Origin of the sequence: Peribacillus sp. FSL M8-0224 (assembly GCF_038003055.1) — a bacterium.
Lineage (GTDB): Bacteria > Bacillota > Bacilli > Bacillales > DSM-1321 > Peribacillus > Peribacillus frigoritolerans.
Window position 1 is genome coordinate 2,917,656 of the sequence record NZ_JBBOOJ010000001.1, and the last position, 23,503, is coordinate 2,941,158.

A 23,503-nucleotide genomic window follows, 5' to 3' on the forward strand; every position below is an offset into this window, starting at 1 on the left:
TCGTTTCTATTTCGAATGCATTTTAGCCAATTCCGCTACAGCATTTTCATAATACGGTAAATCAACCGTTTCCTCCAATGCTGCACGTAACCCTGCAAAGATATCCGATACTTCCGTCTTAAACTCTTTTTGAATCGCGAGTAACTCTTGATCGAGGACTTCATTATACATTTCGTAAATCCGCTCACCCTGTTCTTTTGCATATATAAGGGCAGGTTCATCCAAACGCTTCTGAAGACCTTCGCTCATTTTCGCTTTTTCATTCTTTTCAAAGAAAGATTTTGGATTCTTGAATAATGCCAATTCCTTTTTGAATTCCCCTGTATCCAATTGGGCAAAAGCTCCAGTGAATTCAAGGGATTCCCTCTCATTGGGTTCATATGGCTGTAATGAAAGGGTTCTTCTTATTTTTTGCATTTGCTGAAGCAAACTGCCCTGTTTCTCATTCAGTAATTTATTTACGAACATTTCCGTCCTCAAAGCCGTTGCCCGCATTTCCTGGGCAAGGTCAAAGCCTAACGCATCCAATAAGTTCTTCATCGATTGCTTGAGGACAATTTTCAGATCGCCTCCATCATCTTTTAAAACAGCTGGATTGAACGATTCTTTGAAGAAATCATTAAACCGGAAGAAGACCCGTTGTTTACTATAGAAAGTCAATTCGTCTATCTCTTTTTTCAACCGTTGCTTTTCGGCATCCCCTTTAATGACTGAAAGGAGTTCCGAAATGGCCTGTGACTCATGAGAAAGGGTCTCCAGGGCTTTTCGTTTCGCTTTCTCATCCTGTCTGGAAGCTGTAATTACATCTCGTAGCAATTCTTCGGTTCTTTTTACAGCCGCTTGAGCCGATTCAATCGCAAGTCCAGTTAAATCGTTTTCTATGAAAGAATCGAATTGGCCTTGGAATTCCATGATTCCGCTATTAGGAAGGAATGAATGCTTAAACAAACCAGGCGTTTGTTTTTCCATCAACGCCCCCTTACTCGTAAGCGGGAACAGTTTTGGAAAACGGATACCGAATCCATTCAATTGATCTGTGACATAATCCATCACTTCGTCCAATTCGTCAGTCGTTTGTGCCAGGTCGACGGCATTGACGATGAAAAACATCTTATCCATAGCGAAAGAATCTTTCACACGTCCAAGCTGTATCAGGAACTCCCTGTCTGCGCGGGAAAATGGATGATTATAATAGGTCACAAATAGGATGGCGTCCGAATTCTTTATATATTCGAAAGCTGCTCCTGTATGGCGTGCATTAATCGAATCGGCCCCAGGTGTGTCAACAAGGACCATCCCCTGCTTTGTCATTTCACAGTCATAACGCAATTCGATCAGATCAACAAGACATGACTTGGACTCTTCCGCAGCAAACCGTTTAAATCCTTCAAGGTCTACCGTAACCACATTTCCTAAATCATTTTGGTACTCGGGAAGCCCTTGATGAAACGCCCTAAGAAACGATAAGTGCGTTTTACCCTTATCAACTTCCCCTGCCTTCGCAATGATTTGCCCTGCTAGTTGAAGTGCTTCATCCAGAGTCTTTGCCGATTTATCAAAAGCTGCCAATGCCAGGCTTACATCTTCCAACAGCATCGCTTCGGTCTTTAATTTGACGGTTGCCGTTCCATGTGGATGCTCAGCGTCCGAAGACATGATTTTGTTGATTGCGGCAGTTGTCGGATTTGGTGAGACAGGAAGGACGCTTTCTCCCATCAAAGCATTGGCAAAGGAAGATTTACCCGCACTGAATGCACCGAAGAGGGCAACCGTGAACGTCTGTTGTTCCAAGCGATTTGCCTTCTCTTTCAATTCTTTATAAAGCGATTGAAACCCTCTCAGAGGTTGGATCAGCTCGGCCGCCTGTTTTAAACTCGCTGCAGTTTCCATCAGCTTTTCTTTTCCGCGTAAATCAGTAGCATCAGATGAAGAAACAGTCACGGAAGGTACAGCTTCCTTGATTTCTTTAACATGATCACTTACAGATTGTTCGTTGACGGACCTTGAATTACTTACTTTATCGGTTGTCATCATTTTGACTGTAATATTTTTTTCCTCTTCATTCCATTGAGTTAACAGCATATCGATTTCACGCTCATCCACTAATGATTCAGTTTGATGGGCAATGGCCTCTATCCGTTCCGTTTGGTACTCGATTTCCGCGTTCATCGCAGCAGTAACTTTAAGAGCTTCCGCAAATTCAGAAAAACCTTCAAGTTCCTTATCGATGGACATGGACTGCTGTTCCACTATTCCTTCCATAACGGTAACCATATCATTCAAAAATCCTTCTGATACATCACGTGCTTTCTTTTTGATGGCAGATGCCAAATCATTCGTATAGTTTAAAACGTATTCACCCGTAATATCGACTTGAGGCTTCAAAGAGTTTTTTATGTAAGATTCCGTTACCTCGATCTGAAGTGCCTGAGCCTTACTTTCAAGTGTTGAATCATGGATTTCCGCTTGATTAAGCGTTTTAACCGCCAGTTCTTTAAGATGCCATTCAAGCTGGGTTTTCACCTTTTCTTGTAGATCGCTCAAGAACGCCTTAATACGTGCCTCACGTTCGGCATCTGTTTTTTTCTTGGCAAATAATAGACCCATTTTAAAGTCCGGCTGAGCCGATTCCAAGAATGATTTACCTAGGTCCCGTGTTGCCGCCGGCATGATGTATGCGCCTTTTAAAATGGTTTCCAATGCATCGGCATATTGGCCCTTGATTTCCTCTATGCGTCCAGTCAATGATTTTTTTTCTTTCAATAGGCTGTCCACCTGATTCGTCAGGTGTATCCGCTCTTCATGAGGCAGTTCTGATAATACTTCAAAATCATCGGCATGTTCCTCTTCATACTGCTCCTTCAGCCAATTAAGATGTCTTTCGACAAGGGCATTAGCCGATTGCATGATGGCATCTTTCCCATCATTTAAACCTTTGCCCGCCATGTCATATATGAATTGCTTGACCACTTCTATTTCATTTTCGGTATTGTTCAAGTCTCTTACGGATGTATAAAAAATACCATCAGGATATACATTCCAGTTCGCAAAAGCTTCAGAAACGGAAAGCTTGAAGTCTTGAAATCCAAGCTCGTTCTCATCATGCTTATCGATCATATTGATAATTAAGTATGTCGGTTTTTCAGCCTCCAACAATTCTTTCGTGAATAGGAAGTTCACTTCTGATTGAACGTGATTGTAGTCCATGACATAAAAGACGACATCAGCTAGATGCAGGGCAGATTCCGTAGAAACTCTATGTGCATCGTCTGTCGAATCGATTCCTGGCGTATCCATGATCGCACATGAATCCGGCAGTGAAAAATCATTGGAACTTATCGTTATTGCCGATACTGAATCTCCATCCTTGGCAAATTTCTTGACCTCTTTAAAATCATAAGGTGCAGGAAATAAGACTGGTGGCTGATGATGGTAAAAGACTTTGGCATAGTCTTCCCCTTTTTGTACCTTTACCGTATTTGCACTCGTAGGAATCGGACTTGAAGGCAATACTTGATCACCAAGGAGAAAGTTGATCATACTAGATTTCCCCGCTGAAAAATGCCCGCAAAAAGCAATGATGAACTCCTCATTATTCACTTTCATGATTAACTGTTTCATTTTATCTGCATTGCCTGTATCACCTGCCGATTGAAATTTCTCATACATGGCAGTCAAAATTCCCAATTTGGACTGTTGCTTTAATGTTTCTTGAATCATGAATCCATACCCCTTAATCTATCGTCATTTTGATATTCTTATTGTAAACGATTTCGTTTGTTATTCATACCGTCAGCTTTATTTTTACTATATGATTCATTACAGGCCATGTTCAAAAAAAAAACCACCAATTGGTGGATTCGCGCAATTTGATCATATTGTTGAAATGCAAAAAAAAACCAGGATGTTTACCTGGTTGTTGGGGTGGGGTTAAAAGCAGCTCGGTTTTCCATTGGTGACTCGGTATAAGGTTTTACTGCCTTTGCCGGTTTTTGAATATTATTCAATACATGTTTCATCACAAAGCCATATGTAGCGATTGTCAATAAAATGAATACCCAAACCATTACCAACACCATCCTCTTTTATATTGATTAGCTTTTAGTTTTTAGTTAAAATAAATGATTGAAATCCGAATGAGAATAATTTTCATCTTCATTTAGAATCTTATCACGAACGATAATCATTTTCAATAAGTAATTAAATTTTTTTATTATTCTCCCTTAAAAACCGTAGAATATTCCGTGTGTTCCTTTAATGCCTTCTCTTCCATAGGGATTCTTACCATCATCATCCAAACATTCAATAAACTAAAGATGATAGCAGTATAATATGCATTGAATAATAAGGAAATAACTAAAATCTCAGTTGCCACTATGATATAGTTCGGATGTTTGAAAAATTTATAAGGACCTTTAATGACTACATCGGCATCAGGAACCACTATGATTTTTGTATTCCAATGTTTTCCCAATGAACGGATTACCCAAATCCTTCCTGACTGCGCAATTAGAAAAAGGGTCAGCCAAATCGGCCAAAGTCCAGATATATCCCTTTCAAGGGCGCTCACTTCAATAATGAGAACAATAAAAAAACTAAGATGCATTAGAACCATCCATTTGTAATGGGACTCACCGTATTCAATTGCTCCTCCAGCTTTCAACTGTTTTTCATTTTGTTTGGCGATATATAATTCAACAAGGCGCTGTATAGCGATCAAGATAATGAAAATGGCGAAGATCATCACTTCCACCTCATTAACACAAGTTCAGATGAAAATCCAGGCCCCAATGCAGCAGCCAGGCCCACCTCACCTTTATCCCCGCCCCGCTGCATGAACCTCTCCAGAACGTACAAAATAGTTGCTGAGGACATATTGCCGAATTCACGCAATATGCTCATTGACTCTGCCGTCATGCTTTCATCGAACCCGAGGGCTTCGTGATAAGCATCAATTACTTTCTTGCCTCCAGGATGAGCGATGAAATCTTTTACATCGTTTAGATCGAATCCATTCTCCATTAAGAACTCTTGAACATTCGGTTTAAGCCAATCCTTGATGATTGTAGGGATATCTTTCGAAAAAATAACGTATAACCCTTGATCTTTAACATCCCACCCCATAACCTCCAATGAATCCGGCATAAGCGTCGATTGCGAATCCAAAAATTGCAAATGTCTTACTTTTTTTGAAAACTGTTCACTCGGCACTTCATCACCGCAAACCAAAACACAGCTTACTCCGTCGGAAAATAAGGAAGTCCCAATTAAATTGCTTTTGGAGATATCATTCCTTTGAAATGTCAGACTGCATAACTCCACGCTTAAAACAATCACCTTCGCAGTCGGGTATGCTTGGCAATATTCAAAAGCACGTGATAGGCCACTCGCTCCCCCTGCACAGCCAAGCCCCCAAATCGGAATCCTTTTAGCATGCGGGTTAAATGTAAGTTCATTCATTATCCTGGCATCAATGGTCGGGGTGGCAATCCCCGTGCTTGAGATAAAGAAGAAAGCATCTAGCTCGTTTGCCTGCAGTCCTTCTTTTAAAAATTCTGTGTTGGCTAAGCATTTTTCTATAGCTTCTTTCCCAAATTTGATTGCCTGCTGTATATATAAATCATTCCGATCGGCAAAAGAATGATCCTCTTTAAACCAATCGAGATCATTTGAAAAATATCGATTTTCCACTTGTCCATTCTTAAAGGCCTTTAGTAACCGTTCTATATTCTTAAATGATGCTCCAAATATTTCTCTCGAAAATTCCATGATTTTTTCTTGTGAAAGCAAATGTGGCAGCTTTACATGAGATGCAGATAATAAATATGGCATGATTCCACCCCTAATTATTCATGATATGGTTAATATACCCACCAGGACATCAATTATGCTTTATAGCTAAATGGTTATATGTATAGGCATTTAATAAAATTTTTTTAATTTTCTTCTAAATAACTAGGTAACTAAAAAATAAAGAATATAACCATACAAGCGGAGGAATACTTCCACGAATATCACCTTTCATGCCGATAAGGACGCTAATGGATTTCCTGTACGAAAGGCTGTCTTTTGAGGTACGGCTTTTGAATGTCCAAGGAATAACGGAGTTAATGATCGAGGGAACAAACGGATGGGCTGAGTAAAACGGTGAAATCATGTTTGGCATGCCGTTAGAAGGTGAAATGCTTAAATCCTTTGCAGCAGAATTCGGCAGCATGCTTGCCGGTAACTATTACCGCCTCCTTAGCAGGAGACAAAGCATTGATTGGTATCATACCCATATGGGCAATATCGATAAAAGGGCGAGGTACCCTTCATATCATCTTAATAATCGAAAAGTATTCACGATATAATAAAACCCCCTTACCTATAATTTGGTAAGGGGGCGCTTTCAGTCTTCTTTCTTTACTGAAGATTGATTTTGCACTTGTATAATGATGTTTTGAAACTCCTCTTTTCCACACACACTGCACCTATACTCCTGGCTTAGTATGGTCCGGCAATGAATACAATATTTTTTCTCCATCCCTATCACTACTTTCCTGAACATATACTATCAATATATTCAAAAAGTGAAGAGAGTTTCCTTTTATCTGACAAAACTCCAAATTCATTATCAATGATATGCTTCGGCCCTAAATGAAAAAAATGCCCAAAATCCTCTTCAACTGAGAATTTTGGGCATGTAAATGGGTGAATCTATCAAGATTACCCGAATCTATTTTTAATCAGGCTACATTTTGCCCTTCAATACGGGCTTCCTTCACCTTCCCTTTTGTAGGGATGATGTTAAAGACGATATTCAAGAATATGGCTGTCAAACTTCCGGCAACAATACCGTTTTCCGTTAGGATTTGAAAGCTTTCCGGAATTTGCGCAAATAGCTCAGGAACGACGGTCACCCCTAGTCCCATCCCTACTGAACAAGCGATGATCAATAAATTTTCTTGAGAAGCAAAATCCACTTTGCTCAACATCTTAATTCCAGCGGCAATTACCATCCCGAACATCGCCACCATTGCACCGCCAAGCACGGATGAAGGGATAATTGTCGTGAATGCACCGATTTTTGGAACAAAACCTATGAAAATAAGAATGCCAGCCGTTGTGTATATGACATTTCTTGTTTTAATGCCTGACAATTGAATCAAGCCGACATTTTGTGAAAAAGCTGTATACGGAAACGCATTGAACAAACCGCCAATCATGATGGCAAGTCCTTCAGAACGATATCCGCGAGCCAGATCGTCTTCTGAAATCTCTTTGTCCGTGATTTCACCAAGAGCATAATAAACACCAGTCGATTCCACCAAGCTGACGATCGCCACCAATGTCATTGTAATGATTGCCGTGACGTTGAATGTCGGGGTTCCAAAGTAGAAAAAATGAGGCATATGCAGCCAATTGGCACTGACAACCGAGCTAAAGTCCACTTTCCCAAGGAAGAAAGCTGCAAATGTTCCTACTAACAGCCCCAATAAAATAGAGATGGAGCGTACGAATCCTGATGAGAATTTATACATGAATATAATGAATAACAAAGTTCCGAAACCAAGAGCTACATTATTCAAGTCTCCGAAATCAGCAGCTCCTTGGCCACCACCAAGGTTGTTGATGGCAACAGGAATGAGCGTAATGCCAATAATCAAAACGACCGATCCAGTGACAATGGGTGGGAAGAACCTTGCCAGTTTTCCGAAAAACTTACTAATGATAATGACGATCAATCCCGACGCCAAAATAGATCCATAAATGGAGTTGATTCCATATTGCGTACCAATTGCAATCATCGGGCTTACCGCTGTAAATGTGCAGCCCAGGACGACCGGAAGCCCAATTCCAAAGAATTTATTTTTCCATACTTGCAATAAAGTTGCTATCCCGCACATCAAAATGTCTATCGAGACTAAATAAGTTAACTGCGCTGCAGTCAATCCCAGCGCCCCACCGACTATCAATGGAATGACGACTGCACCGGCATACATGGCAAGAACATGTTGTAATCCTAATGAAGCAACTTTTAATGGTGATTGATTAGACATTGACGGCTTCTCCTTCCTTTTCCTCAGCAAACGTTATCTCACCGAATTTCAACTCAGCAATCCGTGCAAGTGATTCCACTTGAAAACCTTGTTCCCTAAGATCCTTACCACCGCTTTGGAATGCTTTTTCAATCACGATTCCGATTCCGGCCACTTCTGCTCCAACCTGCTTACAGATTTCCACCAAACCCCGGGCTGCCTGTCCGACAGCAAGGAAGTCATCGATGATCAAAACCTTATCTCCAGCTTCAATATATTTATTGGAAACCGTAATGGTATTGGTTTCTTTTTTTGTAAAGGAATGAACGGACGCCGTTACTAAATCATTTGTTAAAGTAAGTGATTTACGTTTACGGGCAAAAATGAGCGGAACTTCCAATTCCAGCGCAGCCATCAAACCAGGTCCAATGCCAGAAGATTCAATTGTCAGCACTTTCGTTATTTCCTTTTGTTCGAAACGTTTTACGAATTCTTTACCAATTTCTTTCATTAACATAGGATCCATTTGATGATTTAAAAATGAATCTACTTTTAAAATATCTTCTGATAAAGCTTTACCCTCGGACAAAATTTTATCCTTTAAAAGTTGCATGAAGGTTCCTCCCAATCTTGGATGTTTATTGACCCATAAACCATGCAATTGTTTCCAGGCATATAAAAAAGCCCAAGAAACATTGCGGCACTTTTTTGGAGTGAAGCAATACTTCTTGGGCATGAATGAAAAATGAATCAGCAAAAGCCTTCATTATGCAACAAGATCTATTACTCACCCATAGTCGAATTATTTACGGTAATCCGGTAGAAACTTGCAGGCCATATCCCTGCTATTATACGAGTGAAACTTAATATTTTATTAATATATGAATTATAACAACGCTGACTCTATTTGAAAAGTTATTTTTGTTAAAAACCGAACTTTCAATTAAAAAAATAAGTCATCATTCGTATTATTAGAAAATTGTGAAATCACTAACCCTAAACAGGAATGGATTTACCTATAAAGAAAAAACATCGCGCCTGCGGGGTCTCCCCTGGACTAGTTTTCCCGCAGGAGTCTCGCACACCCGCTCCAATCAACTTTGTTTTAACTTTTAGATAGAACCCTTTTGCCTAAAGTCTTGATTGTTTATAAATTTATAAAACTTGAGGGAATGAGGATGCTTTCTATTATGATTCTTTTCAGCGAAATCAACTTGAAATGATTACTTTAAATCAACTTGTGCCAGCGAATCGTGAAATGGAGGCTGCCATTGACTTCTTTTTCATTTATGATTTGGTGAAAGGTATGTATTCAGAGGTAGGACGCCAAAGTATTGATCCAGTTATATCAGTTAAACCGCCCTTTGGGTGAACTATTAATGTACTCCACGGCTATCGTGAGTACAAATCTCCAAAACACATCTGTGCAACATCCTCATCTTTATCACAGTGTACAAAAAGAATATCTGGCAAACATATGTGGAAGAAGCACATCATCTGCGTCATCATTAAGATGTAAAAACTATATATGCGAAACGTAAAGAAACGATTGATCGTGTATTCGCATATGCAAAAGAATGGTATGCAAAAATTGTCGATGCAGGCGATGCTTACTTTCGCTGCGATTTTTTTAAAAAAGATGGCCAATTGGACATAGTAAGGTCCAAAAAATGGCCTAACCTAGTGGGTTTGTAGAGCCCCAATCTCTTATTTTTAGGCGGAAATTTAAAGGGAATTTCAAAAGGGGTTCGGAATTTTTTAATTCCGGACCCTTTTGTCTACAAACTGAGAAGAGCTTGACATTTAATGCAAGTCCTTCTTCCTTTTATTCATTTGATTTTATAAACTTCTTTATATTTATCTTCAAGATACTTTATTAAATACTGAACATTCAGGCCTTCCCCTGTCGTTTCTTTCAAAATCTCCAAAGGTTTTTTTGCTTTTCCATATTTATGTATCTTTTCATTAAGCCATTCCCTGATTGGCGCAATATCCCCCGCTTCCAACAGTCCATCAAAATCAGGCAAATCTTTAAGCATCGCTTGCTTGATTTGGGCTGCATACATATAGCCCAATGCATAAGAAGGGAAATAACCAAAGCTGCCATCTGCCCAGTGTACATCTTGCAACACGCCCATGGCATCATTTTCAGGAACTATTCCCAAATAATCCTTGTATTTTTCATTCCAGACTCCCGGTAAATCCTTCACTTCAAGTTCTCCATTAAAGAGAGCCTTTTCCAGTTCATACCGAATCATTATATGCAGAGGATACGTCAGTTCATCTGCTTCAATACGGATGAACGATGGTTTCGATTCGTTAATGCCCCGGTAAAATTCATCCAGCGTCACGTCATTGAATTGTTCGGGGGCATATTCTTTTAATAAGGAGAATTTATTTTTCCAGAAGCTATGGTTCCGTCCAATGAAGTTTTCGAAAAATAAAGATTGTGATTCATGGATCCCCATGGATGTCCCGGAATCAAGAAGTGTTCCGGTTAACTCATTGGCGATATTCTGTTCATAAATGGCATGTCCACATTCATGAATGGTACCAAAGATTGCCCCCCTAAAATCATTTTCATCGTATCGGGTCGTCACCCGGACATCGCCCCTATTTATTCTAATTTCGAAAGGGTGAACCGTTTCATCCAGCCTGCCAGCCTTGAAATCGTATCCTAGCTGTTTTAGAATTTCCAAGTTGAGTTGATGCTGTTTTTCTTTAGGAAATTCTTTATAAAGGAACCCTGTTTCAGGTCTATGTTCGCTTGTTGCAATCTGTTTTACCAAAGGAACGATTCTCGACCGAAGCTCACTGAATACGCTGTCAAGTACATCTACAGTCATGCCTGGTTCATACATATCCAAAAGGGTATTATATTTCGTCCCTTCATATCCCCAGTATTCTACAAACCTACGGGTATACGCTACAATTTGCTCCAGATAAGGTTGAAATAAAGAAAAATCAGCTTTTTCCCTTGCCTCTTCCCATGCACTTTCAGAACGCGATTGTAAAATGACGAATTCCTTATATTCGTTAGCAGGAATTTTCTTATTCCTTTCAAAATCTTTCTTACACTCTTGCACCATTTTATTAGTCGTTTCACTAAGAGGCTCCATCGAAAGTTCTGCAATGAAGGATTCCATTTCTTTACTTGTGCTCATATTAAACACCTCGGAGGAAAGCACCCCGATAACTTCGGAACGCTGCTCAACACCCTTTTTCGGTGCACCTGTACGCAAATCCCAAAAAATTAACGCGAGTGCTTCATTATACGCCGAGATTTTCTTTACATATTCTTTAAACTCTTTTTCTATCAGATCGATACCCTTTTTTGTCATATTCACTGCTCCTTCCAACTACACTTTACCATATTATACAAAAATCATTCCTATCAGAACCACTCCGATTAACAAATTAAAATAAAAAAAGAACCAAGGGGCACCTTGGCTCTTTTTAATGGATAGAATGGAGTTAAAGCGTTACAGGAAGAATGGATACAATCTTCTCTTTAACCTGCTCCGAAATATCCTTATCAATCAAAATCTGGACTGTCCCCGAATCATTGCTCGTCCTGATCAAACGCCCTATTCCTTGGCGCAAGCGAAGGAGCATGTATGGAAGGTCCACTTCTTCAAATGCGTCGGTAACCGAGTTGCGTTTGGCCTCGAAAACTGGATCGCGCGGCGGGAATGGCAGGGAGTGTATCACAACATTTTGTAATGAAGGCCCTGGAACATCAAGCCCTTCCCATAAATGATAGGAGAATAGGACAGATTGCTCTTCCTCTTGGAACTTCTTAACCAGCTCGCTGATTTCCGCTTCCCCTTCAAAATAAAATGGATAAGAAGACATTGGGCAGTTTTCCTTGAACCAATGCAATTCTTCTTTTGACTGGAACAACACGAGTGTTCGACCTTCATTTTCCTCAATTGTCTTCATCGTATATTGAAGTTTAGCCAATTGATTTCCATTTTCGAAGGCAGGCATGTTCATTTTCATGACTTCATCGTAATCAAACGGTGATTCAACGGAGAAGCTGTCATACTTTTCTATCCCTAAACTATCTGCAATGTATTGGAAGGATTTATTATCCGATAATGTTGCCGATGAAAAAATGTAAGGGATTTTTTTAGAGAATACCTGTTCAGACAAAATATCCTGTACGAGCCTTGGCATGATGACCAATGTTTTGGTCATTTCATTTTCTTCAAACCAGGAAACGGCCTGTTCATCCTTTACAAATAGAGAAAGGGAGTAGCCCAGCTGCTCTAAATATTCTTCCGTCACTTTTAAATCATAATCATTGATCGTGTACATTTCCGCTTCAAAAACTAGGTTCTCCTCTAATTCCTCAACCTTTTTGTGAAGCTTATGGGCAAAGCTTGTAATTTCTTTGGACATTGGGATTTCATAACGATTAGATCCGCTGACATGTATCGCTTTTTCATCCAACAAATCAAAAAATTCTTCATTGATATCAATTAAATCCTCAATGATATATAAGGTTTCTTCACGAACCTGATTGGCTGTAAGCAATTCTAAAACCGAGGCAAGGGTTTGTTCCCCAACTTTATAAGTTAAAGCCTTTTGAGCAGCAAATTCCAATAAGTGACCTTCATCAAAGACAACGCAGCTATGATCTGGCAGCAATGGTAACTGTCCTTCACGCTTACGCTTTTCCTTGGTCCATACATGCTCCATGAAGAAGTCATGTGAACAAATGATCAAATCACTTGATTTTCGATAGTGGTCCCGTGATAGGGTTTGCCCGCATCGATGGCGTTTATCACAAGTGAAACAGTTTTGGAGTTGATCCCAGCCAACTTTAGACCAGTCTTCATCATTTAAATATGGGTACTGTTTACGGTCCCCATATGCTGTATAGGCGTTCATGGATGAGTTATCATGGACAAACTTGGGAAGTTCATCATATAGTTGATCTATTCCCTCTGAATCTTCATGATTCACTGCGTAATCCAACTTCTTTAGACATACATATTGATCGTGGTATTTGGCAAGCCGAACATCCACTTCAATACCTAAAGCATTCTTGATTTTTTGGATGTCGCCTTCCTCTTTGACCAGCTGTTCAATCAACGTTTCATCTGCACACGAAATAATGGCCGGTTTATTCGTATATCTCGCATAACAAATCGCATATAGTAAATAGACCAATGTCTTACCGGTCCCTACCCCTGCTTCAGCAAAACTTACATTCTTTTCCTTAAAGGCTTTTTCTAACTGAAATGCCATGAAGATTTGTTCGTCACGCAGCTCAAATCCTTTTTCGGGAAGAATATCGTAAAAAACATCACCGATCCATTCTGAAAGCTTATCGTAAAAAGAATCTTCCTTTGTTACCGAAAAAGGCAGTGTTTTAAGCATCCTGGTCTCCCCTTTTATCTATCATCAGTGTATAGAATTCGAATCATTATAATCTTAGGCAAAAGTATATTATCCTTTATTTCACATTAATAGTCAAGATATTTACCAACCATTAGAAAATGAAACGTATTATGTATGTTTTTTCTATGCATGCTGCCTGGTTGCCCCATTCGTAAAATAAAAGACAGGCTCCAAAAGAGAGCCTGTCTGTAAATAATATAGGGTTGAATTAAGCTTTGTTTACGTTTGATGCTTGTGGTCCACGTTGACCTTGTTCTACATCAAATGTAACGTCTTGGCCTTCTTCAAGAGTTTTGAAACCTTCGCCTTGGATAGCTGAGAAATGTACGAATACATCGTCTCCACCTTCACGTTCGATGAATCCAAAACCTTTTTCTGCGTTAAACCATTTTACTTTACCTTGTTCCATTTTTGTTGCCTCCTAGTGTGTTCTCCACACATTATATTACTATCCTTGTTCAAAAGAATATTAAGGTATTCCTTAAATCTGAACAAAAATAATTCATTATTAGAATAACAGAAAAGGAAATGATAAGCAAGACTGGAACCTATTATGAATAAATCGTCCTGACTAGCAAAATCCTCCGTTATATTCTACCTACTTATTCACCTTGAGGCTGTCTTGGCGGCCTTTTCCCCCAATATTGATAAAGGTCAGCACGGATGAAACCATTGAACAATTTCCTTTTTTTCGTTGCAGGCTTACCATAATGCTGTTCGAAGTCAGGGTTGGAGGTAATCATGTATACTGACCATGTATCAAGCTTCTTGAAGGCTTGGCCCATTTCCCTATACATCTGCTCAACCGCTTTTTTCTCACCAAGACGTTCTCCATAAGGCGGGTTCCCGACAATGACACCATACTCTTTCCTGGTCGAGATATCCCTCACCTGCATTTGTTTGAATTCAATCAGATCACCAAGACCGGCTTCAAAACTATTAGCTTTAGCTATATCGACCATTCGATGGTCAATATCACAACCGGTTATGTCCAAGTACTGATCATAATCGGCTAAATCTTCAGCCTCGATCCGTGCTTCATCCCAAACCTTGCTGTCCATCCATGACCAAGTTTCAGATACGAATTCCCTATTAAACCCCGGTGCTATGTTCTGACCAATTAAGGCCGCCTCGATGGGAATCGTTCCAGATCCACAAAATGGATCTATGAAAGGTTTATCCGCTTTCCAATTGGTCAGCATGATTAACGCAGCCGCCAATGTTTCTTTAAGAGGTGCCTCCCCCTGCCCGGTTCGATATCCCCGTTTATGCAAACCTGCACCTGAAGTGTCTATGGTAAGTGTCACAACATCTTTTAAAATAGATACTTCAATTTTAAACAAAGGACCAGTCTCGGCAAACCAAGACACTTGCTTGTATTTACTTTTCAATCTATCAACAATTGCCTTTTTGACAATTGCCTGACAATCAGGGACACTGTAAAGCTTTGACTTAACGGATTTTCCACTCACGGGAAACTCGACATCGGCCGATAAGTAATCTTCCCAATTCAATGCCTTTGTTTTTTCAAACAACTCATCAAATGAATATGCTTTAAATTCCGCGACTTTAATTTTCACCCTATCGGCAGTGCGCAACCATAAATTAGAGCGGGCAATGGCGGATTGATCACCTTTATACGTGATTTTACCATTTTCGACTTGACAATCGTAACCAAGATCCCGAACCTCCTTGGCAACAATTGATTCCAATCCCATTGCTGATGTTGCGATAATATCGAATTGTTTCATTAATTCTGCACCTTCTTTCCATTAATCCAAATCAATGGCACCTTTTCACGAATTTCTTCATTTATGTATTTTAGAAGCAGGCATTGATTTTTTACATGTAAACCTTATTTAAAAGGTCCACCGCCTTTTATCTTGTCGTTAGAATTCTTCATTGTTGGCCTAGCTACTATCATGATCATATAGCGGGAACATCTATGGATTACCGTGAAATAAAAGCTTTACTCTATTATCACTGCACCTTAAGATAATCGCTGCAATTATATGCTTGAAATCATCCAAACCAATTATGTATGGTTCCCATCCATAATCCACCTTCATTTTTAGGGCTAACAGAAGAGTTAAGGAACCTTTATAAATAGGATACCCAGAATCAAGGAAATGCTTAACATTCCAACACTATTTTTAAAAACGTTTCCGAAGACTTCATTCAAGCCATTTTCTTTCCGCTGGACACTTTTCGAATGGAATGAAAAACTTGCCAAGTTCTTAGTTTAACACAGCGGAGTTTCCGAAAACGAAAAATAAAAGGAAATGCCCAATCTTTTTATATTAGGGCAATTTCCATAAACAAAAACTCTCCTTTTAAAAGGAGAGTTGTGCTTTTGGTGTAATATGATAACGTTTTGTAAGCCATGTTTTGTTCCTCAGTACTGCAAGCGACTCGCGTCTCGTACTTCGGCGGTAATCATCTATCTACAGAAGCATGTGCTCCTGTCCTTCTCCTCGTTCATTTCCAAGGAAGAAAGCGCCCCTACCATTAATTTGGGTTTCTCGCTCGTGGGGTTTACCTCGTTCCACCCTTTACATTTCTGTAAAGGCTACGTCACTGTGGCACTTTTATAGGTATTCATGCCATATCCAAAAGGACTTAGGCATTTTCCCAGCCGTCAGCAATCCAAGATTGCTGCCCAAGCTTATTTTTTCGCCAGGCACGAACACTACGGACATCGCAGTCCGTGCGAGCATGGACTTTCCTCTACTGCATAAATGCAGCAGCAATTACCCAAACGTTAACATAACATAATTGATTATACTCCATTATTCATGAAAACACAATACCAAAATAATTTTTACTTTTACAATGCAAAACCTCAATCAAAAAGCTTGTTACCAAAAACGTGCTTTTCCAAGTTGGATAACCGTTTAAGGATGTCAAAGTTAGTGGTTCCCGGGGTGGCACTTGGAGCAGGTTGATTTGGACGTTTTGTACTCTCATCGGCTTGTTTTTTCAATTTAAGATTTTCTTGTTTAAGATCTTCAATTTCCTGATGGAACACTTCATAATCTTTAATGATCAGATCCAGGAATTGATCCACATCTTCAGGTTTATACCCGCGCATGGCTGTTTTAAAATCTTTTTCAAGAATATCTTTAGCCGTTAATTTTATCTTATCGGATAGCATAAGACTTCACCTCAATACTTTCGCCAATACAATCGACTTTTTATTATTTTTTCAAATCTGCTTGGGTTTGTCAACGAAACACCTTTTTGTATCTTACTGTTTCAGTGAACGGTATGTATTCCCATTAAAACTGTATCTAAATTTCATAATAATATGATTATGCTTTAGAAACAACTTTTAATCCATAATTATTTTCTCTCATTCTTCGGACCAGCTCGCTTCTTCCGCAGCCGATTGCAAATCATCAAAGTTTATCTGAAAGATGGGGTATGGCTGTGTTTCAGCTTTTTTCAACGCTTCGAAATAAGGATATCGGGCTGATCCTTCTTTTTCGGCTTCGAAAATGATGAGCATGGCATCGCTTTTATGGACCATATACCTATTTTTGATTTTAAGCTGTTCGGGCCCTTCATATGGTTTGTTAAAAATCGATTCAACAAAATCGGCACGGGCCAATATGGATCGGTAAAACTCTTGATTCGTTTCATTCCATGACTCTTCCTGTTTCAGGAAAGGAGTAAGCACACCTAATTTAAGCTGATGAAATTCTTCCTGTAATTCGAAAACCACTTCGGCACCCCATAGTTCCGTACCCAACTGACCTGAGATGATCACCCATTCCAGCCCATCTTCCACCAATGGCAGGAGACGCTGTTTCATCGCTTTCTTTATATATTTTACGGCTTCATGGTCATTTTTAAATATCCCGAATTCAAAAGCTTTGTAGCCGGTCATATACAAAACCTTCATTGCATAGTCAATCTCCCTTTTAACATGATTATGTAAGAAAATAAGGGCTTAATAAGCCCTTATTTTTTAGTATCCAAAATGCCTAGGCGGACAGCCTGGGTTATGTGGCGGCCTTCCACAGATCAAGTGTTGATTATAGCACTCGTTCACAACGGATTGAGTATGCGGGAAATAATGCTTGAACGTGTTCACATGTTTATTGACATTTGTAGTATGTGATGGATGAACGACAGGAATCACTGTGTTCGATACATTCGTATTGACATATTGCTGTGTTGGAGAGACTTGCGCTGGGGCAACTTGAGATGGAGATGTTTGTGTTGGACCATATTGCGCTGGAGACACAGCCATTGGACTATAGGCTCCCATTACGTCAGACGCTCCCATTACGTTGGAATTTTTTTTACCGGTTGATGCGCCCATTACATTGTTGTGTGTGCCCATCACATTGTTGTGTGCGCCCATTACATTGTTGTGTGCGCCCATTACATTGTTGGATGCGCCCATTACATTGGATGCTCCCATTACATTGGATGTTCCCATAACATTGTTGGATGCTCCCATAACATGGGGTTTATTTCCTCCACAATTACGAAAATACATTTATAATACGTCCCCTTTCATCATGATAAGTTTAGTCTTACCATTACAGACTATGAAAAAAAGGGGATACGTGTACTGATGAAATGACCTAATTATACAGAATAAGTATAAAACGATGTATGGCTGTCGATAAGTACACTATTATATGAATGCTATCTCTTCAAATATAGAGGGTAATTTTCTACAAAAAGGAATAGAGACTGTCTTTTAATGAAGTAAATAAAACAATCGTTAAACAAAGGACAACAAAAAATAGAAATAAAGTCGTTTTATACATTTCTCCGCTCCGCTTTCACCTTAATTTTATTTGATGTAAAGGTATGAAATGAACGCTTGGAATTTCACCCTCAACTCTTTCCATTTTACACACAATAGTTGAAGGCTACAATAATTGTATACATATTTTTTATTTTCAGCCTTTTGCACTAAAAGACCATTCTCATTCCTTTATTTTATACAGAAATATCCTTTGAATCTTCTTTCCTTTCGAGCCGCCGAATCCTCTTTTCCAATTCCAATTGTTTTTTCCCCTGGGTGATCCCTTCTCTTACCATCTCTTGATGGGCGATTATTGAACATTTTAGAGCATGACCGACTTCCTTAAATTGATGTTCGTATAATTTTGCACATTCAATCTGTGCCTGTATCCTTATTTGCACATTCCCTTTTAAGGCAACTTCCTTCCAAATCTCCAAAGCTTCATTGAATTGTTTTAGCTTCTTTTTCTGGAAAGCTAAGGCATGACCAGCCATTATCCGATCTTCCTCACTTCCCGCTTCCAATATTTTTTGATATGTCTCAACTGACTCCTCTTTTTTTCCCAAATAATCGAGCCATCGTGCAATCTCCATGGACTCTTCCGTATATCCATCGATTTGGAGGATTTTTCGGGACAAATGAATATACAATGTGATCAGTGATAGGATATCCCATTCATTATGCTTCATGATCCCAAACAGAATTTCCGGATTCTTCCTCTCAACAAAATCAAAATATATCATCGGTGCCAAATATCCAGGAATATCATCCTCTCTATGTACACCTAGAATATCTGTTTCGACCGCAGATAATTTCACTCGCTCCAATTTGTTTCTCCAAAGGCGTCTTGAAGCATGATACAAATCGAAATGTCCGAACTCCGGTAGTTTTGGTACATGTTCTTTTATCAAGGTATGTCTTGTTTTTAGCTGAGGCCAATCAAAGGATTTACCATTATATGTGACAAGGGTTTCGTAATTGATGTTTTCCAGAAAGCTTTGATAAAGCGGGATTTCACTTCCAGGCTGCGGAAGGATATGTTGCTTCACGACAACTTCTTCACCTTCTAAATACGCATAGCCAAGTAAAAAAATGGTATTGCCCGCTCCGCCTCCAAGCCCTGTCGTTTCCGTATCGAAGAAAAACAGATCTTCACTTTTAACACCCTTGGCGGAGAGTGGATGCTCCAATGAAGCTTGATTCCACTCTTTTACGACCTTTTTCAGCTCGGAAAATGCATATAAGCCGTGTTTGTGATTTATAGGGTAGCGGACTTCCCTAATGAAACAATAGTCACCATCGAAATGAAAGGAAACGGTATCGTTCTCCAGCCACTTTTCAAAGTAAGGAATTTCTTCATTCTCTTTCTGTTCAATTACTTCTATAGGAGAAGTATGTTTCTCTAGGTTCATATGGGTTTTCATACGGTTTAGTTTATTTTTTAAAGACATGAAATTACACCTCTTTTCACGGATCACTGTAATCTATTAATGTTTTTGCTTACAAAATTGACCTAATAATTGTTTGGCATCACTCTTGGCTGTTTTCGTTGCGGATTCCGTTCCGATACACGAGGGACAGCCGCTTTCACAAGTGCAATTCTCGATCATTGATATTGTTTCCATCAGGATGACTTCAGAGTTTTCATATACTTTATCACTTAACCCTATGCCACCCGGATAACTATCATAGATGAAAATGGTCGGTTTTTCATTATGCGCTGCCTTAACCTGCGGATACACATGGATATCATGCGGATCGCACATAACATATAGCGGAATCATGTAATTTAGAGCATGGGAGGCTCCTATCATTCCTTGTTCTATTCGATTTTCGTCCCAATTGAATATATCAGAATCCATGGAAAGCATGGCCGAACTCGTATGCAGCTCCATCTCCGGAAGACTGATTGGTCCTGACCCAATATTTTCATGAGTTTCGAATTTGATTTTCTTGAAGATCGTAGGCATTGCCCGGATTGCGACATCACCAAAAGCAGCTGCTGTGGAAGCGAAAGATCGCTGTTTATCGACTTCCAGTACAGACAACTGGACAGCAAGGTTAGCATCCGTATAATAGTCGACATTGACTTCTCGTACATAAGCTTTCTTTTCATCCCAATCAAGTTCTTCCACCTGAAATTGAATTCCCTGGTGCAAATAAATGGCTTCATCGTGGAGAAGGGTCATTGCACTGAACGTATCCATTTCCCCGATGACCCGATTAACCGGTGCATTCGTTTGGTCGATGATCACGACATTTTCCTGTGCGGCTGAACGCAGGCTGATATTGCTTGCGGGAAAAGCATCATTCATCCAATGCCATTTGTCCCCATTCAAGTGCAAGACCCTTTCTTCTGTAAGGAATTCAAGAACGTCCATAATCTCTGTTTTCCCAAATGTATCGCCTTTTTTAAATGGCAGCTCATATGCTGCACATTTCACATGATCAACCAGGATCAAAAGATTATCCGGATTGATTCTTGCCGTTTCTGGATTTCTGGTAAAGAAATAATCGGGATGCTGTACGATATATTGATCAAGGGCACTGGAACTGCCAACCATGATGATCAATGCTTCACCATGTCTTCTTCCTGCCCGTCCCGCCTGTTGCCAGGCACTCGATATGGATCCCGGGTAACCAGTCATTATGCATACCTGAAGCTGGCCTATATCGACACCCAACTCAAGTGCATTTGTGGATACCACTCCATAAATGGAACCATCCCTGAGGCCTTGTTCAATTTCCCTACGCTGTGTTGGCAGATATCCGCCGCGATAGCCCCTGATTGATTTTGGCCCCAATTGCTTTGACACAAGTTCCTGTAAATATGTCAATAGAATTTCCACACGAACCCTGCTTCGCGCAAAAACGATGGTTTGAATTTTATTTTTCAAAAATTCATTTGCCAGCTTCCTGACTTCCAAAACCGCACTCCTGCGTATGTTCAGCGGTTTATTGACTATTGGGGGATTGTAAAACACAAAATGCTTTTTCCCACTCGGGGCTCCGTTATTATCGATAAGGACCATTTGTTTTTCCGTAAGCTCTTCTGCTAACTCTTTTGGGTTATTGATCGTTGCGGAAGTACAGATGAATACAGGGTCACTTCCATAAAAATTGCAAATCCTTTTTAACCTTCTAATGACGTTGGCTGTATGACTTCCGAAAACGCCGCGGTAAATATGAAGTTCATCGATGACCACATACTTCAAGTTTTCAAATAAAGAGACCCACTTCGTATGATGGGGCAGGATTCCTGAATGGAGCATATCAGGATTGGTGATCACGATATGTCCGGCCTGGCGGATTTTTTGCCTGATATTTGAAGGTGTGTCCCCGTCGTATGTATAACTATTTATTTCAGCATCCATTTCATGGATCATTTCATTCAATTCGCTTTTTTGATCATAGCTCAGTGCTTTTGTCGGAAAAATATAAAGCGCCCTGGTTTTTTCATCTTCCAGTATTTTTTGAAGGACCGGCAAATTATAGCATAATGTTTTACCAGAAGCTGTAGGTGTGACCGCTACAAGGCTATTGCCGCTGACAGCAGCATCAAATGCAGATGCCTGATGGGTATACAACCCATTTATTCCCCGTATTTCAAGAGCATGCTTGATCTTATCATTCATTGCATCGGGAAAAGGAACATGTTTTGCCTCTTTTGCTTCAATGACTTGCCAATGTACTATATTATCTTTAAAATCTTCATTTGTTTTTAGATCCTTGATGACTTCTAATAAATTTTTTCGCAGTTTCATTTAACCACCTCATACTCCTATTCTACCGAATGAACGTTCTATGCAAAAGGGAAACTATTTCCTATTCAAAAAAAAAAGCTGGAAACGTCAACATCTCGTTTCCAGCCCGGTCATTTTTTTCATTTAATTTTTCTCGACAAAGCGAATGATTTCTTCGATTAGTCTGCCTGGAGCTTCCAACATTCCCATATGGCCGCTGCCCTTAAGTATTACTTCATTGATATGGCTCCCTTTTACTGAAAAGGTTTTTTCAACGGGAATCACCTTATCCTGTTCACCTGCAACCAAAAGGACAGGCAACTTCGTATCTTTGAGAACATGATTTCTGTCTATTCTGTTCCTCATGGCATGTAAAGACCCTATTGCACCCATTTCACTTGTTTTATATCCGATTTCCTTTGTATGGTCAATATTGGGATCTTCGGAATTAGCGAAAAGCTTTGGTATAAGTCCGTCAATGAAAGCAGGGATTCCCTCACTTTCGATTTTCTCGACTGATTTTAAGCGTCCCGCCTTACCAGTCTCATCATCCGGGAAAGCGGTGGAATGTACCAATGAAAAACCAGACAATTTCCCAGGAAACCTTTCTGCGAATGCCAAGGTGATATATCCCCCTAGCGAATGACCAAACATATATACCTGTCCGATTTCCAGTTCTTCCAAAAATGATGCAATATCAGCAGCCATATCTTCAATCGAGAAAGATTCCCCTAATTCCTCACTTGCACCATGTCCCCGTAAATCAACGGCAATTACCCGATATTCTTCCTTTAATCCAGCAATGATGTCACTCCAATATTCATGGCTTCCGCAAAATCCATGGATAAACAACAATGTTTCCTTTCCTTTCCCGGTATCTATGTAGGAAAGCTTGCTATCTGTCATATTAACCCCTCATTTCCTTTATTAATCATTCAGTACCGTTATTCCCTTTGGATCTGAATCTGAAACCCAACAGTCCATTCACATTTCTTCATTCCTCACATAGCTTATAGGCAAAGGAATTTTTTAGAAAGGAGCACCGTGATGACCTCTTCTGAAAAAAAAAATAATCGGAATCGAATAGAACCCTTTTCCCATTTCATTAACAAAATGGATCGGCTGTTTTCCGAAAGGCCTCCTAAAGGCATGTTGAAATCTCTTGACGATTTCTTCGGTTCGGCGAAAGAACGCAGCTTTCCGGTTGATATTCACGAAACGCATTCAGAATATACCCTTACTGCCACCTTGCCCGGAATTCCACGCAGCCAAATATCAATTGATGTACTGGCCCATGCCGTAACCATATCTGCAAAGCATGTAGATAGAAAGCATAAAAATCAAGGATTGTTCCAAAAGGAAGTTTCAGCCGGTACTTTTTCAAGAACCATTTCCTTTCCAAAACCGATTGATGAAGCAAATGTGACCGCTCGACATCGCGATGGCATCCTCACGCTTCACCTACCCAAAATCAGGGGGAATCGGATTGAAATCCATTAGGCATGAATAAAAGCAGACTTAAAAAAGTGGCTGGTCACTTGTAAGTCTGCTTTTTTCTTTTATTC

17 protein-coding genes, 1 other RNA gene, 2 pseudogenes and 1 riboswitch are annotated in these 23,503 nt (G+C 39.8%); of the genes and pseudogenes, 3 read left to right on the forward strand and 17 right to left on the reverse strand.

The window, feature by feature from the left end; translation table 11 throughout:
- Positions 1–6: 6 nt before the first annotated feature.
- From MKX49_RS13900 to MKX49_RS13915, 4 genes are all read right to left on the reverse strand, one after another.
- A complete protein-coding gene (locus MKX49_RS13900; RefSeq protein WP_340876800.1) occupies positions 7–3,720 on the reverse strand; it encodes a dynamin family protein in 3,714 nt (1,237 codons plus the stop codon).
- 188 nt (positions 3,721–3,908) lie between these two features.
- Complete coding sequence (locus MKX49_RS13905; RefSeq protein ID WP_156404370.1) at positions 3,909–4,067, reverse strand: hypothetical protein; 159 nt, start codon at positions 4,065–4,067, stop codon at positions 3,909–3,911.
- Positions 4,068–4,213: 146 nt separating this feature from the next.
- The gene (locus tag MKX49_RS13910) at positions 4,214–4,744 is read right to left on the reverse strand and encodes an isoprenylcysteine carboxyl methyltransferase family protein (RefSeq protein ID WP_340876801.1); all 531 of its coding nucleotides are present in this window, start codon (positions 4,742–4,744) and stop codon (positions 4,214–4,216) included.
- A complete protein-coding gene (locus MKX49_RS13915) occupies positions 4,744–5,832 on the reverse strand; it encodes a type III polyketide synthase (protein WP_340876802.1) in 1,089 nt (362 codons plus the stop codon). The genes MKX49_RS13910 and MKX49_RS13915 overlap by 1 nt, the downstream gene beginning before the upstream one ends.
- A gap of 314 nt (positions 5,833–6,146) precedes the next feature.
- Between MKX49_RS13915 and MKX49_RS28450 the strand changes: the two are divergent.
- Positions 6,147–6,230: pseudogene (locus tag MKX49_RS28450) on the forward strand (chemotaxis protein CheX); the annotation flags it as partial.
- A gap of 498 nt (positions 6,231–6,728) precedes the next feature.
- Here MKX49_RS28450 and MKX49_RS13925 read toward each other — a convergent pair.
- A complete protein-coding gene (locus MKX49_RS13925) occupies positions 6,729–8,042 on the reverse strand; it encodes a nucleobase:cation symporter-2 family protein (protein WP_340876804.1) in 1,314 nt (437 codons plus the stop codon).
- Complete coding sequence (locus tag MKX49_RS13930; protein WP_340876805.1) at positions 8,035–8,634, reverse strand: xanthine phosphoribosyltransferase; 600 nt, start codon at positions 8,632–8,634, stop codon at positions 8,035–8,037. Before MKX49_RS13930 ends, MKX49_RS13925 begins: the two co-directional genes overlap by 8 nt.
- Positions 8,635–8,795: 161 nt before the next feature.
- Positions 8,796–8,897, reverse strand: a riboswitch (purine riboswitch).
- Between the two features lie 514 nt (positions 8,898–9,411).
- Here MKX49_RS13930 and MKX49_RS13935 point away from each other — a divergent pair.
- A pseudogene (locus tag MKX49_RS13935) lies at positions 9,412–9,678 on the forward strand (IS5/IS1182 family transposase); the annotation flags it as partial.
- A 172-nt stretch (positions 9,679–9,850) separates the two neighbouring features.
- On the opposite strand, the gene MKX49_RS13940 reads toward MKX49_RS13935, so the two are convergent.
- From MKX49_RS13940 to MKX49_RS13990, 11 genes are all read right to left on the reverse strand, one after another.
- Entirely contained in the window at positions 9,851–11,362 is a 1,512-nt protein-coding gene (locus tag MKX49_RS13940; RefSeq protein ID WP_340876806.1) for a carboxypeptidase M32, read from the reverse strand.
- 133 nt (positions 11,363–11,495) lie between these two features.
- Entirely contained in the window at positions 11,496–13,409 is a 1,914-nt protein-coding gene (locus MKX49_RS13945; RefSeq protein ID WP_340876807.1) for an ATP-dependent DNA helicase, read from the reverse strand.
- Positions 13,410–13,638: 229 nt separating this feature from the next.
- Complete coding sequence (locus MKX49_RS13950) at positions 13,639–13,839, reverse strand: cold-shock protein (RefSeq protein ID WP_034307871.1); 201 nt, start codon at positions 13,837–13,839, stop codon at positions 13,639–13,641.
- Positions 13,840–14,032: 193 nt separating this feature from the next.
- Positions 14,033–15,181, reverse strand: coding sequence for a THUMP domain-containing class I SAM-dependent RNA methyltransferase (locus MKX49_RS13955; RefSeq protein WP_048688389.1), 1,149 nt, complete (start codon positions 15,179–15,181; stop codon positions 14,033–14,035).
- A 621-nt stretch (positions 15,182–15,802) separates the two neighbouring features.
- An RNA gene (gene rnpB, locus MKX49_RS13960) (RNase P RNA component class B) lies at positions 15,803–16,192 on the reverse strand.
- A gap of 80 nt (positions 16,193–16,272) precedes the next feature.
- Complete coding sequence (gene gpsB, locus MKX49_RS13965; protein WP_034307876.1) at positions 16,273–16,584, reverse strand: cell division regulator GpsB; 312 nt, start codon at positions 16,582–16,584, stop codon at positions 16,273–16,275.
- 198 nt (positions 16,585–16,782) lie between these two features.
- Positions 16,783–17,334, reverse strand: a complete 552-nt coding sequence (locus tag MKX49_RS13970; protein ID WP_289350344.1) for a DUF1273 domain-containing protein — start codon at positions 17,332–17,334, stop codon at positions 16,783–16,785.
- 66 nt (positions 17,335–17,400) lie between these two features.
- A complete protein-coding gene (locus MKX49_RS13975; RefSeq protein WP_340876808.1) occupies positions 17,401–17,937 on the reverse strand; it encodes a CotD family spore coat protein in 537 nt (178 codons plus the stop codon).
- 452 nt (positions 17,938–18,389) lie between these two features.
- A complete protein-coding gene (locus MKX49_RS13980) occupies positions 18,390–19,646 on the reverse strand; it encodes a ribonuclease H-like domain-containing protein (RefSeq protein ID WP_340876809.1) in 1,257 nt (418 codons plus the stop codon).
- 36 nt (positions 19,647–19,682) lie between these two features.
- Complete coding sequence (locus tag MKX49_RS13985) at positions 19,683–21,959, reverse strand: DEAD/DEAH box helicase (protein ID WP_340876810.1); 2,277 nt, start codon at positions 21,957–21,959, stop codon at positions 19,683–19,685.
- Between the two features lie 123 nt (positions 21,960–22,082).
- Positions 22,083–22,844 carry an alpha/beta fold hydrolase gene (locus tag MKX49_RS13990; protein WP_340876811.1) on the reverse strand — a complete coding sequence of 254 codons (762 nt, stop codon included), beginning with the start codon at positions 22,842–22,844 and terminating at the stop codon, positions 22,083–22,085.
- A 141-nt stretch (positions 22,845–22,985) separates the two neighbouring features.
- On the opposite strand from MKX49_RS13990, the gene MKX49_RS13995 reads away from it, so the two are divergent.
- A complete protein-coding gene (locus MKX49_RS13995) occupies positions 22,986–23,438 on the forward strand; it encodes an Hsp20/alpha crystallin family protein (RefSeq protein ID WP_340876812.1) in 453 nt (150 codons plus the stop codon).
- The last annotated feature ends 65 nt before the right edge of the window (positions 23,439–23,503 follow it).